This window comes from Drouetiella sp. (assembly GCF_059504425.1).
Genome location: NZ_JCACIN010000118.1, coordinates 1 through 14,136 on the forward strand (window position 1 = coordinate 1; position 14,136 = coordinate 14,136).

Consider the following 14,136-nt stretch of genomic DNA (forward strand, 5'->3'; position numbering starts at 1 on the left):
TGCGTTGATGCTGCCTTTAAAGAGTGTCCTAACGTATGTGCGTAGCGCTATATCCGCTCATCTGATTGTTTATACGTACAGGACTGACAATAGTGTAGATGATGGAGAACAGCCAAAGTGTTGCTGAGATAACCGCCAATCGCGCTGAGTCTACCTGCGCCGAATGGAGACGAAAGGCAACAATCGCCGTGGGAATGAAAACTGCTGCATACCAAAATGGCATGACTGCGCCCAAAATACGGGCAAGGGATTGAACCGCAGTAATGTGCACCTTGTTTTACAGAGCACGAAGCCGAGGATGTACGAAGGCACTGACACAGAGTTCGTTGCCAACCATTAATCCCGCCGTGATGATAGCAGTTGTTTGTAAGACAAGAGAAACCATTTTCTTCACCTTTCTTATACTGCCTGCATTAACGATATCTTTGTATGCGGTCTAACGCTCCGCTTCACCTGCCGCAGAAAACTTAAAGATCTACAGATAACCTCTAAGCGGTCGGGTGCAGGCGGCTTGTTCGACCGCGACAGCGTTAATATAGCCAGCTTCGATACTCTGAATTCACGTCTTTCATCTCCCCATACAGCCATACCATCCGATCGAGATACCACAACTTACCAAGCGTCACCAAGGTGTAACCAAAAATTACACCCCAAATACTAAGTACTACTAATCCCTAAATCACCAAGATTCCACCTATCGCAGCGATCACATTGAGCAAGTCAGGAACACGCTGATGATGTTGAGGCACAGGAATTTGATCGCGGTTTAACCAAACTCTCTCACCCAGAACACCTTTTGAAATCCAACGATTCGTTGAGTTCGGCTTGGGAAAATATGAGGATTCAACCACATCCAAAGTGCTGCTCCTGCAACAGGAACCACGGACCACCAACCTAACCAGACACGGCTCCAGATTGCCAAGAGGAGGAGTGGCAAGACAGTAGTAAAGCGTGTCCATCCACTCCAAGGATTAGCGTGACGGAGCCAAGCTTCATCGCTCATCTTAAATGCTGCGGCTATCTTCCTTGCAAGCGTTATGGTCAATGCTCCATAAAAGACTGCCTGTTAACTTAGCTCAGTTGCTGAACTCATTCATCCTGCTGTCAGGCGAATTGAGCACCATTTTTACCTACCAAACCGCAGTAATCTTTTGAGCATAATTAACTATCTTTGAATACGCTCCGCTAACCCAAAAAACAGCAGTCGAACGTTCCGGCTGAGCGGTTGCCAATCATCTTGACAACTTTAGCAGTAACTTTCGGCAATCCGCTTTGGGAGGGCACAACGTTACCCGAAATTGACTGAGTTCGTTAGTTGATTCGCTCTTGCTGTCTCATATTTTCAATGAAATCAGATCCACAAGCTAGCTTTTGAGCCATGCTAGAGCCAGGTTCGACTACTCGCCAAAATGGAGTGACTTGTTTCGGCTTCTTACCAGATTCAATTTCTTCCCAGGCTGCTTCTGCGACAATGCGCGTGGCAGTGGAAGTCGTGAGTGGGCAGCAGCCATCTCCTTTATGAGTCTGAGCAACTTGCTGCCGCATTTCGGCTAGAGTCATGGATTCGCCTTGGGGAATTTGATCAATAAATTGCTTGATCAATTGTGGAGTCGGGAAAAATAGTTGACCGCCTGCCGGAACTTCTGCCATTGCTTTCTGTGTGACCTGGAGTTTGGGTTCTTTCTTCGCGTTTAGCTTCTGTTGCCAAGTCTGTGCCATTGTTCTCTCCTTGCAAAGTGCATTAAGGCTGAATGCTGAACCACTGGGCTGACTAGTCGATCGTCAGCACCATTTCCTGATAAGCCCACAGCACAAAGTTAGGCACACGTGCCAGCGATTGATCCGCCAGACGTAAGCTAGGATAATGACGAGTTAGCTCTTCGAGAACCAGTCGAATTTCCGTTTTCGCCAGTGAGGCACCAATGCAGTAGTGTATTCCATGTCCAAAGGTGAGATGTTCATTGGCATTATCGCGACTAAAGTCAAGTTTTTCAGGATTGGAAAACTTTGCTGGATCATAGTTTCCAGATAAATAGGCAATCCAGACTGTTGAATCCTTGGGAATCTTCACTTCGCCGATGAGTACATCACGGCTAGTCCGACGGAATAAGCCGATCGCTGACCCACCATGACGGATAAATTCGTCAACTGCCGCTGCTGAGCGTTCTGGATGTTTACAGAAATACTCCCACAGATCCCGTTGACTCAGAAGACTATGCAATGTATTGCCAAGCAGAGCAGCAGTGGTTTCATGACCTGCTAATACCAAATTCACCATCAAAGCGGCAATTTCTTCATCGGTCAATGGTTCTGCATCGCTCTGACGCGATTCAATCACAGCGCTAATTAAATTCTCACCAGGTTGACTCACGTAGCGCTTGACTAGCGCCAGCATGTAAGCATAATAATCGACCACACTTTGACCAATAGTTTGCTGTTCTTCTACACTCCAACCGGGATTTGGCAGTCGGACATAATCTGTACTCCAGCGTTTGATCTGCGCTACATCTTGATCAGGAACCCCAACCAGCCGACACATCGTGCGTAAGGGTAATTGATTACAGAACGTGGTAATTACTTCAGCCCGCTTTTGCGATCGCAAGTCTGCTAGTAGCTCGTGAATTAGCTCACGAATTTGTGGTTCTAGAATGGCAATTTGACGTGGCGTGAAAGCGCGCTGAAAATTGTTGCGAAATCGGGTGTGAGCCGGGGGGTCAACATTGATAAATGAGTAGCGATAAACGGGATGATCCAGTCCACCCATAATTTTCAATGCTTCGGGTGCCACGACTGCCGGAGCCGAAAATGCACCACCAGAGGTAAATGTCTCCGTATCTTGCATCACGATCTTGAGGTCTTCGTGGCGCGTCACAACCCACATATTCATTACCGGACTGAAGAACACGGGTTGCTCTGCCTGAGCCGTCATAAATGCTTTCTGGGGAGCTTGGCTGAAGTCAGGAATAAAGGGGTTGAACTGCTCTGGCGATCGTAGATGAGCAACGGGGCACTTCGGTACTTCAGTGTTTTCGGCGAACATGGCAAACTCCTACATTTTATACAACCGTTTGAATTTTTCCCAACTCAGGCGGATTTACCCGAGTAAAATTCAAACGCTCGTTTAATATTAAAACGGACGTTTGACAGAAAAGCAAGGGTACAATCTAAAGTAAGTCCGTCAAGCGTGAGTCTGGCTGAGGGCGATTACCTACGATGGGTATGGCGTGAATAAATAAATAGTGTGGCTGCTTCAACGACTGAGACAAAAGAACAAATTCTGACCGTTGCCGAGCGATTGTTTGCTGAGCATGGTTTTACGGGGACAACGCTGCGCAATGTGGTGAGTGAGGCGAGGGTCAATCTGGCTGCCGTTAACTACCACTTTGGCTCAAAAGAAGAGCTATTTAGGGCCGTGGTGGCGAGATTTGCCCGTCCGGTGGTGGAACGAGAGTTAAGGTTGCTGTCTGAACTCAAGTCAGGTTCGGAATTGCCTTCGATCGAAGCTCTGTTGAGAGCGGTTGTGCAGCCTTCGCTTGAGATTTTGTCTGAGGGAGAGGACACAAGATTGGTGCGGGCTAAATTTATGGGGCGTTGTCGAACAGAACCAGAACCAATTCAAAGTATCGCTTACGCAGAATTTGCAGTAGCGACAGAGATGTTTTTAGATATGTTTCAGCGGGTGTTGCCGGAACAACCGCGATCGCAACTCGGCTGGAAGTTTGACCTGGTAATCTCAGCACTCGTCCGAGTATTGATGGAAGCCGGAAAGCCCTATGCGCTGCTCAAAACTACTCGCCCTGAAGACATCGAGGCGGCGACTCAACAGCTAGTCGCTTTTCTCAGCCCAGGGATGCGAACATAATTTTTGCCCCGATGACAAGAGATGAGTTCAACTACTTTTGCAGCAGTTTGCCAGCCGCTCAGCATGTCGTGCAGTGGCGAGGTTCCGATGTGTGGAAAGTTGGGGGTAAGGTGTTTGCAATTTGCGATCACAATAACAATATGTCCTGAGTCCGACGAAGTCAAGAGGGTTAATTTTCAATTCATTCTTTGCTTCTTTTTCTCGTCTTTCTAATCTTCTATCTTTCGTTGCTTCTATGAGTAAATTTGCAGCACAAATATTTCAGAATTGAGATTATTTTTGATTCAATTCCGTTTCTATTTCAGCATTAATTTCCGTGTTCTTTCCTGGCTAAATCGATTTCTATTTTATCTCTTCTACGAGTGCCAAGTTTTGTACTAACGGTGAACCTTTCCGTTTCAATGCCATCAAATATTTCACCTCATCATAAGGCTGTTTGTCTTGCCAGCAGCGGAAGACGATGCGTATCCACTTGAACGCTAATGCTCGAATCGCTGCCTGGTGCGTTTTCCCCTTTTGTCGTTGCATTTGATAAAACGCCTCTGCCCAAAACGAGTGTTTTCGAGTTTGCAATGCCCATTCCACAAACGTCTGTCTCAGGAATTTGGGACAACTCCATCGCCAATGTATCCACGATTTCTGCCCACTGCTCTCTTTTACCGGAGCAATTCCAGCGTAACGCAACAGATCTTGAGCGGTTTGGAAGCGAGAGCGTTCTTCTCCAAAAGCCACCAGTAATCGAGGAGCCAGTTGAGGTCCAGCTCCAGGGAGAGCGGCAAACAAGGCTGCGTCTGGATGAGTGGCAAACAGGGCTTCAATTTTGGCATCAAACGTGGCGATGCTGGGGAGTAGGACTTGTAACTGGGCAACCAGTGCAGCCACCAGCAGTTGAAGTGGTTCTACAATCCCGGCATCTTCAGTTAACACAACCCCTTGCTGAATTTGCTCCAAGCGACGGTTAATTGTCTTAGACTGCACCACATGATGGGTTTTAAAGAACAGTTCTAGTTCTTCTGAGAGTGCTGTTTGTGCAGATTTCAGGCTGGGATAGTGAGTTAAAAAGTCACAGAAGACTTGGGTATCTTTGTCTTCAAACCATTCCAACACCTGAGGATAGTAGCTTTTCAAAGCCGCTGTGATTCGGTTGGTCAACCGTACTTTTTCAGCCACCAACATCCGACGATTTTCCACCAGTTGTTGGAGCGATCGCAATTGAGCACTACTGGGTTGCCATGCTTGCAGTTTATCCGGGTGCTTCAGCAACAACTCGACCAAGATGCGCGCATCGGTGGGGTCGGCTTTGGCACGAGAAGGGGCGAACGCTTGGCGATATTTGGCAACCGTGTGGGGATTGATAGGGTAGATCACGAAAAAATCGTATTTGCAAAGCGCGTAAATCAAGGGTCCGCGTTTTTGTTCGGTGCAAATGGCGATCGCTCTTCCGTTGAAGCGTTTTCTTAAACCCTCTGCCCAAGCAGCGATCGATTCGGGTTGAGAACCGATGACAGAGAACTCTAACTGTTCAGTGACGGGATCATACAAGCAAAGGTCGTGTTTTTGGTCTGCCCAATCAATGCCGATATAAGCTGCATAGCCCGGTTGAGACACTTCAACGGCAGACACGGAATTTGAAGCTGGTTTCATACTCACACCTAAAATAACGATGGGTCAAAATGAAGCTCGAATTCCCTGAACTTCAGTCGAAAGGATTATGGCAAGGTTCACGAACACCAAGCCCTGAGAGTTCGTTAGGTGAAGCAGGAACAAGAGGCGAGTGCGTGCGATATTGTTATAGACATCAGGTGTCACCCAAATGCAAAGTCGTCACTCGCCTCCTCCGAGTCTTGAAATTGAGTGTACTACTCAATTTCAGTCCCGTACCCCCATAATCCAATGCCTGGTATTACCTTCAAAACCTCTGAAACTGACTATGAAATATTGCGGGAGATGCCCGGACTCCGCCCAGCGCCTTACCTTGCTTCACGGGGCATGAAATGGATTCAACGATATGACCACTCTTGCCTGAGTGATGATAATCTCCGGCGATGTATTGCTGAATCCTACAACATTGTTGCATCAAGCTTCTCGCACCGGAAACGTTCTGAACTTGGATTGTAACTACAGTTTAGGAGTTCTATTCAGCGAGAATAGTTATTCCGTCTAACGTTCCGGTTGAGCGGATGCCGATAACTTTTGTCACCTTATTAATCAACTTTATCAGTCCGCTCCAACCGGGTTGTTGGGCACGCTTCGCCGCCAAGATATAAAAGTCAAAACCCAATACAAGAAGCCAAGCAGACCGCCGCCATAAATAAGACCTAAAGATAGCACCGAGTTAAATGTATAGTCTGGGTAATGTTCCAATAGCTTGTGCAGCCCAGCATGAACTATAAGAAATGTGGCAAATGCAATCCGTGACCAGTGCCGAATACTTAGAGATTCGTTATTTGTTAACCACAGGAGTGCTGCAATCAATGGTATATGAATAACCACAAAAGTAAATGATGCAATATGTTCAGGCAAACTTCGTAGTATAAACAGCAATCTCCATTCTGATTGCGTCATGGCATCAAGTTCGTGAGTGATGAGCGTCGCAAAGCCTAAGTAAAAAAGCAGGTTCCCCATAAAATATTAGATTCCTTTGTTTGAACTTTACAACTGGGGGAGTAGCGAAGATTTTTACAAATCATGATACTTCTTCATCAGAAATTTTGCTGCCTAACGACCAAGATACAGCGCTTTGCGCTTGGGTTAGTGGGGGTTATTTTTCAGAAGCCGCGCGGAGCGCGGCTTCTGAAAAATAACTGTGGTTTACGCAATTGAAAATTGCTGTAAGTGGCGGCAGACAACCTTAGACACCTTTACCAAGATCTTTTAGCCATCCGCTTCATCGACTTGTTAGATTGCGTCGCTACAAGTCGCTCTTTATTGGTCTGTGCCTACAAACCGTGTTGTAGAAGTCGCCTGCGAACTGGCTTTTACAGACATGAACCAAGCAACGCCAATCAGTGTTGAGTATCCTCCAAACAGAAAAGCTGCATATCGCCCTGCTGTTTCAGGTTGCATATTGCTCATAAGTTCTGAAAAACCAGCAAGAATTGGAATTTCACCCAGCATTCCTGGCAAGGCAACACAAATTGCACCTTGTAACCAATCTTTCTGCTTAATCTTCCGCCACTTCATCAGTCCTAGCGAAACAACGGCATATAGGATGCCTGTGATGACTACGTTGAGCCAATACCCGGCAGCAGAGCCTTCGAAGAAGGATGAACCAGTCAGGCGATAAACCGACGTTCCTGCTGCCCAGATGACCAAGCCGAGTGCAATAAAGCTAATCCTGTCTTTTGTACTCATGGTTTTGTCCTGCATAATGGTGTTAACGTAATAGCTATTACGTTAATTATTACTGTAATAGCTATTACGTTAACTGTCAACCCATGAGCCGACCAACTGAACCTCAGAAGAAGCAAGAGCTTCTGGAGCAATGCCTAGCTGCTGCAATTGAGGCAGGAGCGTTGGATTCGAGTATCAATGCGATCGCCAAAAGGGTAGGCACTAGCGGACGAATGCTCGTCTATCACTTTGGCTCTAAACAAGAATTGGAGCGACAACTTATTGTCCTGTTAGAGACTCGCTTGCGCGAAAAGCTATGGTCAGTTCAAAGCGTGTCGCTTGCAGAAGCAGATTGTCTAGCAGAACCCTTACTCGAAATGTGGAGCCATTTGACTTCACCAGACATGCATGGCTTGCTGAGGTTGACGATGGAGCTAAATCAACGTGCGATACAAGGTGACTCTGAAACACAACGTTTCATTGAGCAAGAGAGCCAAAAATGGGTAGACTCTCTATTTAATCTGACAAATGAGAAAACTACTGCTTTATTGCTATTCCACTTATTTCAAGGCGCAATCTTAGACTTCTTGACTACCGGAAACGCGCAACGTGGACAGCAAACCATTGAGGTTTTCACAGAAACGCTGCGGTAGTCTCAACCTGAGCATCTACAGACAATCTTCTGGTACTGTCTCACTGAGAACTCAAGCAGCCTAAAGTTCCTGGTCAGCGGTTGTCAGAAGCTTCATGACATCACAAGCCGCTTCGGTCAATCCGCTGCACCAGGGTTATTGTACTGCTGGCAAATATCAGATACCTAGAAGGGTTCTGCGTAAGCCTGCTAAAAGCATGGGCAGAGGCATTTCATCACCTTGAATTGCGGTTTTAAAGCTAGGACGTGCTTTTAGGCGGTTAAGATATGCGCTAAGAGCAGGATGGGTATTGTCTGCCCATAGATAACCAAACTTCAACTTCTCCAACCGATTGAGAACAGCTGTCCACACGACATCCGCTAAGGAATAGGTCACACCGCACAGCCATTCCGTCTGGGTTAATTGTGCCTCTAACTGAGTTAACATCGGCTCAATCTTTCTATTTATGCTGTCAATCTTTTTCCTATCTTGAATGATAGAATTCCATTGTCTGACATCCTTTAACTTAGCTTCGTATTGTGCTTGGAGTTCGGGATGAGATTGCATAAGTTTAGGAAGCAGCCTCTGTTTAATTTGAACCGATCGACGCAACACAATTCCTTCAATTCCTCGAAAATTACCATACATCAACTCTCGCATTGGAAATTGGTTTTGCAACTCGATCCAACCTTTCATCTTTTCTTGCAACGTTGATTCAGTCGGAGTCAATTTAGGATTTGGAAATTGCTCATCCAGATATCGGACAATCATGGCAGAATCAGTCACGACTCTACTATCGTGAATTAAGGTTGGCACAACCCCTTTAGGATTTAACTGGATGTAGTTTGGTTGCAAGTTCTCAAATGTTAGCAGGTTAAGTAAGTGGCTTTTCCACTCAAGATTTTTCTCAACCAACACCAGCTTCACTTTTTGAGAGCAGAGTGACTCTGGAGCAGAGTATAGTTCGAGCATGATACGTTTCTCCGATTAAGCGCGTGACATGATAATGATTCCGGCAATAATCACACTGGATGCAAATAAGTGATTGAGCGTAAGATGTTCACCAAAAAAGACATAAGCCAAAATTGCCGTTACCGCAATCCGCATCCCCGAAACGACTGGAACAACAGTTGATACAGGTAGATGCTGTAAAGACTGAGTAAAAAGAATCAGGTCAAAGATATAGCAAGCGATCGCGCCCAAAAACCAAGGAGAAGTAACGATGGTGAGCAGGGGGGGATTTGATAAAGCTAGATTTGCCTGCTTAAGTAATAGGTTGCCAGCACAAGTTCCAGCAGCAGATAGTCCTAATAATATCCACGCATGCCAAGTCGGATGCATCATACCCATCTTTCCTTAATCTCTAGAAGTAAAAGCATTAATCAAGATTTTTATCACAACGGTTGTTATGCAAAAGATAACAACCGTTGTGATAAGATGTCAATAGGATCAGTTGTCTTGCTCTAAAAACCTACGAAAATTATGAGTTATGGCGATCGTCGCCTTGAAGTGACAGAAGCAGCATGGCGGGTAATTGTCCGCGAAGGACTCGAACGCACCAGTATGCGGGCAATCGCTCAGGAACTTGGCTCTTCAACCGGAGTTGTTACCCATTACTTTCGAGACAAAGACGAGTTGATGCTGTTCGCATTAGAACGAGTCTCTGAAAATCTGATTGCAGATATGAAAGTATACGCAGCGGAACAACAGGGAATTGAACGGCTAGAACAAATGATTTTTTCAGCTTTGCCCTTTGAAGCTCGTGGTATCGCTGGTTGGCAAGTTTGGGTCGCGTTTTTAGGATATGCGATCGGACGTAAGCCCCTGATTCAGGAGCATCGGAAACGCTATGACTTTTTACGTCACATTCTTTGTCAAGAATTAGCTCAATTGCAAACAGCAAGGCTAATTCGAGATGGTCTTGATTTAACACTGGAAGCCAATGCACTCATTGCCCTAGTGGATGGTATCGGGACTGGAGTTGTCATTAACCCTGAACAGTTCCACCCAGATCAGCAACGATATCTTGTGCAACGACACATCAGTTCTTTGCTTGAACCATCTTGAACACTGACGAGTAAGCTTTAAACTTATTGCCAACACGACCAAATAAAGCAGTACAACGTTCCGGTTGAGCGGCGGCTTGCAACCTTTGCTCCACCACAGTCCCTTAGAATCCGCTCCGACCAGAACGTTATGCCGCCTTTGTCGATAACTTACTTGAAAGCACGTTGACTTACGCTTCCAACTAGAGCTGCCATCGCAGCACGCGGCAGTAAGCGCGGCAAAATGTTCGACTCAAAGGAGTTTTTGAAACCAGGAATGACATAATGCCGATCGCGTTCCAAAGCTGACAGTCCAACGTGAACAACTTTCTGCGGAGAATGCTTCCCAGCTACAACATCACGTCCCATTGCGTTGAAGAACTCTGTGTTTGTTGCACCCGGACACAACGCTAGCACTTTAATTCCTCTTTTGCGGTACTCAATCCACAATGCTTCGCTAAATGAAAGGATAAATGCTTTAGTGGCTGCATACACAGCTTGACGAGGGAGTGGGTAGAAACTTGTTGTTGAACCAATATTGATAACGCTGCCTTCACCCTTTGCCAACATGTTTGGAATAAACGCATGAGTTAAATCAACCACAGAAACGACATTGAGCATGACTTGCTGGTGGTCTTTATCTGGCAAGATCGACTCAAACGCTCCGTGAGTGCTGAAGCCAGCGTTATTGATCAGCATATCAACATGCAATTGTCTTGCTTGCGCCTCTTTATAGACCCGTAAGCCTTCTCCTTCACGACTGAGATCGGCTGTAATGACTTCGACACTGATGCTGTAGCGATCGCGAAGTTGGGTTGCTAGAGCCTGTAACTTGTCTGCTGAACGTGCGACGAGAACAAGGTTCATTTTTCGGCTTGCCAATTCATAAGCAAATGATGCTCCGATGCCACTGGATGCGCCAGTAATTAGAGCAGTTTTGCCAATATAGTGCATGGTTTTTCTCCGGTGTTGATGGGTTGATTGTAAGGTTCAGATTTTGAAAGATTCATTTTTTGAACTTTATGGTTAAAAAAATAACGGCTACAAATTCTTTAGCAGTTCAGCTTTCTGCTGATTGAGATGCACTGCTACTTTTCGCATCATCCTCAGCATCTCTTGTTGCTCTGGCTCATCTAGCCCATTGAGAATGGCTCGACTAACCTTCCTATAGTTCTCGATTTCCATTGCATAAATTTCCTCTCCTTCAGGAGTGAGACAAATTCTGACAATTCGCCTGTCTTCGTCAGAGCGATCGCGACGCAGACACGCCCTGTTGACCAACTTATCCACAATTCCAGTCGTGTTGGTGATACTGAGTTTCGCTCTTTCAGCAATCTCACGCATCATGAGCGGTTGGAACTGTCCAACGACATTGATAACACGACATTCTTGTTTATTGAGGTTAACTGCTTCACCTGAACTCTCCTGTGCTACCTCAAAAAGGTCAGCAAGGACGGCAATGTATTTCGTTAACTCATCTGCTTTGCTCACATCACTTCTAAGTTAAAATATTCAATTATTGAACAATTCAACTATAGCGCAAAGTTCTTTGTTGTCAACCCCACACTGCAAGTTCCTGGCAGCATAACGGTGAAGATGAGCGGCAACAAGTAGCACTCAAACGAAGCGCAAAGATTTTGTTAGCCGCTCCATCGTATTGTTAGCCCGTGACTCACAGTGCCGAGTTTACTAGCGTAAATTCGTAGCCATAACCAGACAGCCTACTGCCAGTGTCATTGCGATTGCTCGTGCCCCGATTACACTGTCCCAACGATTCTGAATCTCCCGAAGATCAGATGGAACCTCTTTCCGTTGAGCTGCCTCTGTCATTTTGGTATTGATCGGCTTTGCCACAGTTAGGTACAAACCCAGTTGAACCAACAAACTAACGATCGCAATCACAATCAACCAGCTTACTGGAGTGCTAATGGGAGAAACCACTGCGAATGCGATCGTAGCTAACAGTCCAGTCACTCCCAAAATGGGCATCCGAGCATCGGCAACTTGGTGTATTCGCCCCATAACGTCCACAATTGCAGCATCGGTACTTTCAGCCAGTGCTTGCCGACCAACCACTGCAAAAAATACATCCACACCATAAACAACTCCCGTACAGAGAATCGCTAGCACAGGCAGAACATCAACGAATTGCATAAGCTTCTCCCTTTAATTCATCAAACAATGAAGGGGCTTGGGGTTGCCAATCTAAAACTTGTCTTGCTTTTGCTGCGCTCACCTGTTGATCCAACACTAGGGCATCGGCAAATACACCCATTGTTTGCTGGGCATCCGTTAATGCCTGAGATCGCGTTTGTCCGGGTACTGCTGCTGCATGACTAGCAGCTTCTGCGATTACACTTAGTGGAAAGACTTGGCGATCGTCCGCTGCAATGAAGAGTGAACCACTTGGTGCATGATCAAGTGCGGCAACATAGCAACGTGCCAGATCCTCGACATGAACCAACGTCCATCGGTTCTGACCATCTCCGACAAACTGCACAACCCCTTGCTGAAGTCCGGATTGAACTAGCATTGCTACCAATCCACCGCCATGACCGTAAACTAGGGCTGGTCGAATCACAATGGTGCGGATATTGCGTTCTTTAGCCGCCAACACCAACGGTTCAATGTCAGTCCGCCAAGCGATCAAGGGTGTGGGGTTTACTGGACTGGTTTCATCGGCGATCGTGTCTCCCGTATTTCCCAAGATCCAGGTTCCACTCGTGTAAATAAACGTTTTGCCAGTTCCCTCTAGTGTTGAAAGAAAGACCTCTACCGCTCGGCGGTCGTGCGTTGCAATGTCAGCATCATTCGATGCAGCCACATGAATCACCGCATCAGCTTGCTGCGCCCCCATAATTAAACTGTGTGAATCGTGTAAATCACCCAGAATCGGTTGAATGTGGTGCGATCGCAGTTTCTCTTGGGATGTTGCTGAGCGTGCCAGTCCTGATACTTCGTGATTGGCAGCTTGAAGTGCCGTTGCGATCGCGCTACCGATATAGCCGGTTGCGCCAGTTAGAAAAACCTTCATTGCTGTTACCTCTATGCAAGAATATCTTTAGCTTAGAGGGATTGCTTTTAAGAATCTTTCGATTTCTTCCGCAGTTTTTTTCAATTCTTCCGTTTTGCTTCAGGCTTGGCTACGATAGGCTTTGGGTGTGCAACCTATAATACGACGAAAAGCAGTTGTAAAATGGCTCTGATTCTGAAACCCGACACATTGAGCGATCTGTGCGATCGCTAATTTTGGCTGCTTGAGCAACTGCTTCGAGCGTTCGATGCGACTCCGTAAGACATACTGATGCGGGGATTGGCCAACGGATTGCTTAAACAAACTCGCAAAATAGTGGGGACTGAGTTGGATGAGATTTGCCATCATTTCTAAGCTGAGATCCTGTTCTAAATGATCCTCAATGAATGCAATCACATATCGCACTTGCTCTTTCGATAACCCACCCGTAGGTTCTGAAATATTGAGTTTATGGGTAGCATAGTGGCGGAACAGGTGAACAGAGAGCGTCGCTGTTAGTGATTCCACCAGTAATCGTCCTGCTATACCGCCAAACTCTAGCTCCGAGTTTAACGCCTGAACAATTTGATAGACGAACGGATCAGGGATGGCTATCTGCGGCTTCAGTTCAAAATTCTCCACATTGATCGACGATTGAACAATGCGATGAATATAGGTAGGGTCAAGCATCACCAAGGTGAAATCACCTGGATTTTTCCACCGGAGTTGATGAGCAACTTGTGCAGGAATAATGGCAATTTCTCCACTGCCAACCTCCTCAATTTTGTGTTTACCATCTAGCGATCGCTCTAACTGCGTCGGTTGCTGAAATTGATGCACACAAACAACGTGCTGAGAGCCAGTTCGTTCCGGCAGATCGAATGCTGCTTGTTGATGATGCTCAACATAAATCCCGCTCCACCCAGACGCTTGGCTGTTCAGCCGTGGAGGATAAGGTAAAAGCGACAACGGATTAGTTACTTTTTGTGAATCAATCTGTTGCACCATTTCGACTACTTACTGCGATAGAGGTACTGGAGATGTATTATAGTTTTCTTGAACCAATGGCGCAATTTGTGTCCAAGCTGCGCTGGCAATTTTTCATTAATCGCTTTATTACTTCACCAAAAACTTGAGGGCTAACGGCTCGCTTGAGTGGCTGCAAGTAACCTTAAACTCAGTACCACAATCTTTCGGCAGTCCGCTCCAAGCGAATTATGGGGGTACGGGGCTGAAATTGAGTAGTACACT

General features: G+C 46.2%; 16 protein-coding genes and 2 pseudogenes. 5 read left to right on the forward strand and 13 right to left on the reverse strand.

The window, feature by feature from the left end:
- Window positions 1-530: 530 nt before the first annotated feature.
- From AC5JMP_RS26385 to AC5JMP_RS26395, 3 genes and pseudogenes are all read right to left on the reverse strand, one after another.
- Window positions 531-1,003 (reverse strand): annotated as a pseudogene (locus AC5JMP_RS26385) (DUF6653 family protein).
- Between the two features lie 308 nt (window positions 1,004-1,311).
- Window positions 1,312-1,719: a hypothetical protein gene (locus tag AC5JMP_RS26390; RefSeq protein ID WP_495854489.1), complete on the reverse strand. Its 408-nt coding sequence runs from the start codon at window positions 1,717-1,719 to the stop codon at window positions 1,312-1,314.
- Window positions 1,720-1,771: 52 nt separating this feature from the next.
- Window positions 1,772-3,040 (reverse strand): cytochrome P450, encoded by a 1,269-nt coding sequence (locus tag AC5JMP_RS26395; protein ID WP_495854490.1) that lies wholly within the window; start codon window positions 3,038-3,040, stop codon window positions 1,772-1,774.
- 201 nt (window positions 3,041-3,241) lie between these two features.
- Between AC5JMP_RS26395 and AC5JMP_RS26400 the strand changes: the two genes are divergently transcribed.
- Window positions 3,242-3,862, forward strand: a complete 621-nt coding sequence (locus AC5JMP_RS26400; protein ID WP_495854491.1) for a TetR/AcrR family transcriptional regulator — start codon at window positions 3,242-3,244, stop codon at window positions 3,860-3,862.
- Between the two features lie 11 nt (window positions 3,863-3,873).
- A pseudogene (locus AC5JMP_RS26405) lies at window positions 3,874-3,987 on the forward strand (MmcQ/YjbR family DNA-binding protein); the annotation flags it as partial.
- 217 nt (window positions 3,988-4,204) lie between these two features.
- On the opposite strand, the gene AC5JMP_RS26410 reads toward AC5JMP_RS26405, so the two are convergent.
- Window positions 4,205-5,506, reverse strand: coding sequence for an IS110 family RNA-guided transposase (locus tag AC5JMP_RS26410; protein ID WP_495854492.1), 1,302 nt, complete (start codon window positions 5,504-5,506; stop codon window positions 4,205-4,207).
- Between the two features lie 249 nt (window positions 5,507-5,755).
- Between AC5JMP_RS26410 and AC5JMP_RS26415 the strand changes: the two genes are divergently transcribed.
- Window positions 5,756-5,980, forward strand: a complete 225-nt coding sequence (locus AC5JMP_RS26415) for an MmcQ/YjbR family DNA-binding protein (RefSeq protein ID WP_495854493.1) — start codon at window positions 5,756-5,758, stop codon at window positions 5,978-5,980.
- A 99-nt stretch (window positions 5,981-6,079) separates the two neighbouring features.
- On the opposite strand, the gene AC5JMP_RS26420 is transcribed toward AC5JMP_RS26415, so the two are convergent.
- Window positions 6,080-6,487: a DUF6713 family protein gene (locus AC5JMP_RS26420; RefSeq protein WP_495854494.1), complete on the reverse strand. Its 408-nt coding sequence runs from the start codon at window positions 6,485-6,487 to the stop codon at window positions 6,080-6,082.
- Window positions 6,488-6,787: 300 nt separating this feature from the next.
- Complete coding sequence (locus AC5JMP_RS26425) at window positions 6,788-7,231, reverse strand: DUF5367 domain-containing protein (RefSeq protein ID WP_495854495.1); 444 nt, start codon at window positions 7,229-7,231, stop codon at window positions 6,788-6,790.
- Between the two features lie 68 nt (window positions 7,232-7,299).
- On the opposite strand from AC5JMP_RS26425, the gene AC5JMP_RS26430 reads away from it, so the two are divergent.
- Window positions 7,300-7,848, forward strand: coding sequence for a TetR/AcrR family transcriptional regulator (locus tag AC5JMP_RS26430; RefSeq protein ID WP_495854496.1), 549 nt, complete (start codon window positions 7,300-7,302; stop codon window positions 7,846-7,848).
- Between the two features lie 156 nt (window positions 7,849-8,004).
- Here the strand turns inward: AC5JMP_RS26430 and AC5JMP_RS26435 are convergent, their stop codons facing one another.
- Complete coding sequence (locus tag AC5JMP_RS26435) at window positions 8,005-8,799, reverse strand: glutathione S-transferase family protein (protein ID WP_495854497.1); 795 nt, start codon at window positions 8,797-8,799, stop codon at window positions 8,005-8,007.
- 15 nt (window positions 8,800-8,814) lie between these two features.
- Window positions 8,815-9,171 carry an SMR family transporter gene (locus AC5JMP_RS26440; RefSeq protein WP_495854498.1) on the reverse strand — a complete coding sequence of 119 codons (357 nt, stop codon included), beginning with the start codon at window positions 9,169-9,171 and terminating at the stop codon, window positions 8,815-8,817.
- A gap of 138 nt (window positions 9,172-9,309) precedes the next feature.
- Here AC5JMP_RS26440 and AC5JMP_RS26445 point away from each other — a divergent pair, with 138 nt between their 5' ends.
- On the forward strand, window positions 9,310-9,894 hold the full coding sequence (locus AC5JMP_RS26445) for a TetR/AcrR family transcriptional regulator (protein WP_495854499.1): 585 nt from the start codon (window positions 9,310-9,312) through the stop codon (window positions 9,892-9,894).
- Window positions 9,895-10,043: 149 nt separating this feature from the next.
- Here the strand turns inward: AC5JMP_RS26445 and AC5JMP_RS26450 are convergent, their stop codons facing one another.
- The 5 genes from AC5JMP_RS26450 to AC5JMP_RS26470 all read right to left on the reverse strand — a co-directional run bounded on the left by AC5JMP_RS26450 (window position 10,044) and on the right by AC5JMP_RS26470 (window position 13,893).
- Entirely contained in the window at window positions 10,044-10,826 is a 783-nt protein-coding gene (locus AC5JMP_RS26450) for an SDR family NAD(P)-dependent oxidoreductase (protein ID WP_495854500.1), read from the reverse strand.
- Between the two features lie 87 nt (window positions 10,827-10,913).
- Entirely contained in the window at window positions 10,914-11,363 is a 450-nt protein-coding gene (locus AC5JMP_RS26455; RefSeq protein ID WP_495854501.1) for a MarR family winged helix-turn-helix transcriptional regulator, read from the reverse strand.
- 198 nt (window positions 11,364-11,561) lie between these two features.
- Complete coding sequence (locus AC5JMP_RS26460) at window positions 11,562-12,026, reverse strand: hypothetical protein (protein ID WP_495854502.1); 465 nt, start codon at window positions 12,024-12,026, stop codon at window positions 11,562-11,564.
- Window positions 12,013-12,906 (reverse strand): NAD-dependent epimerase/dehydratase family protein, encoded by an 894-nt coding sequence (locus AC5JMP_RS26465; RefSeq protein WP_495854503.1) that lies wholly within the window; start codon window positions 12,904-12,906, stop codon window positions 12,013-12,015. Before AC5JMP_RS26465 ends, AC5JMP_RS26460 begins: the two co-directional genes overlap by 14 nt.
- A gap of 99 nt (window positions 12,907-13,005) precedes the next feature.
- Complete coding sequence (locus AC5JMP_RS26470) at window positions 13,006-13,893, reverse strand: helix-turn-helix domain-containing protein (protein ID WP_495854504.1); 888 nt, start codon at window positions 13,891-13,893, stop codon at window positions 13,006-13,008.
- Window positions 13,894-14,136: the final 243 nt, after the last annotated feature.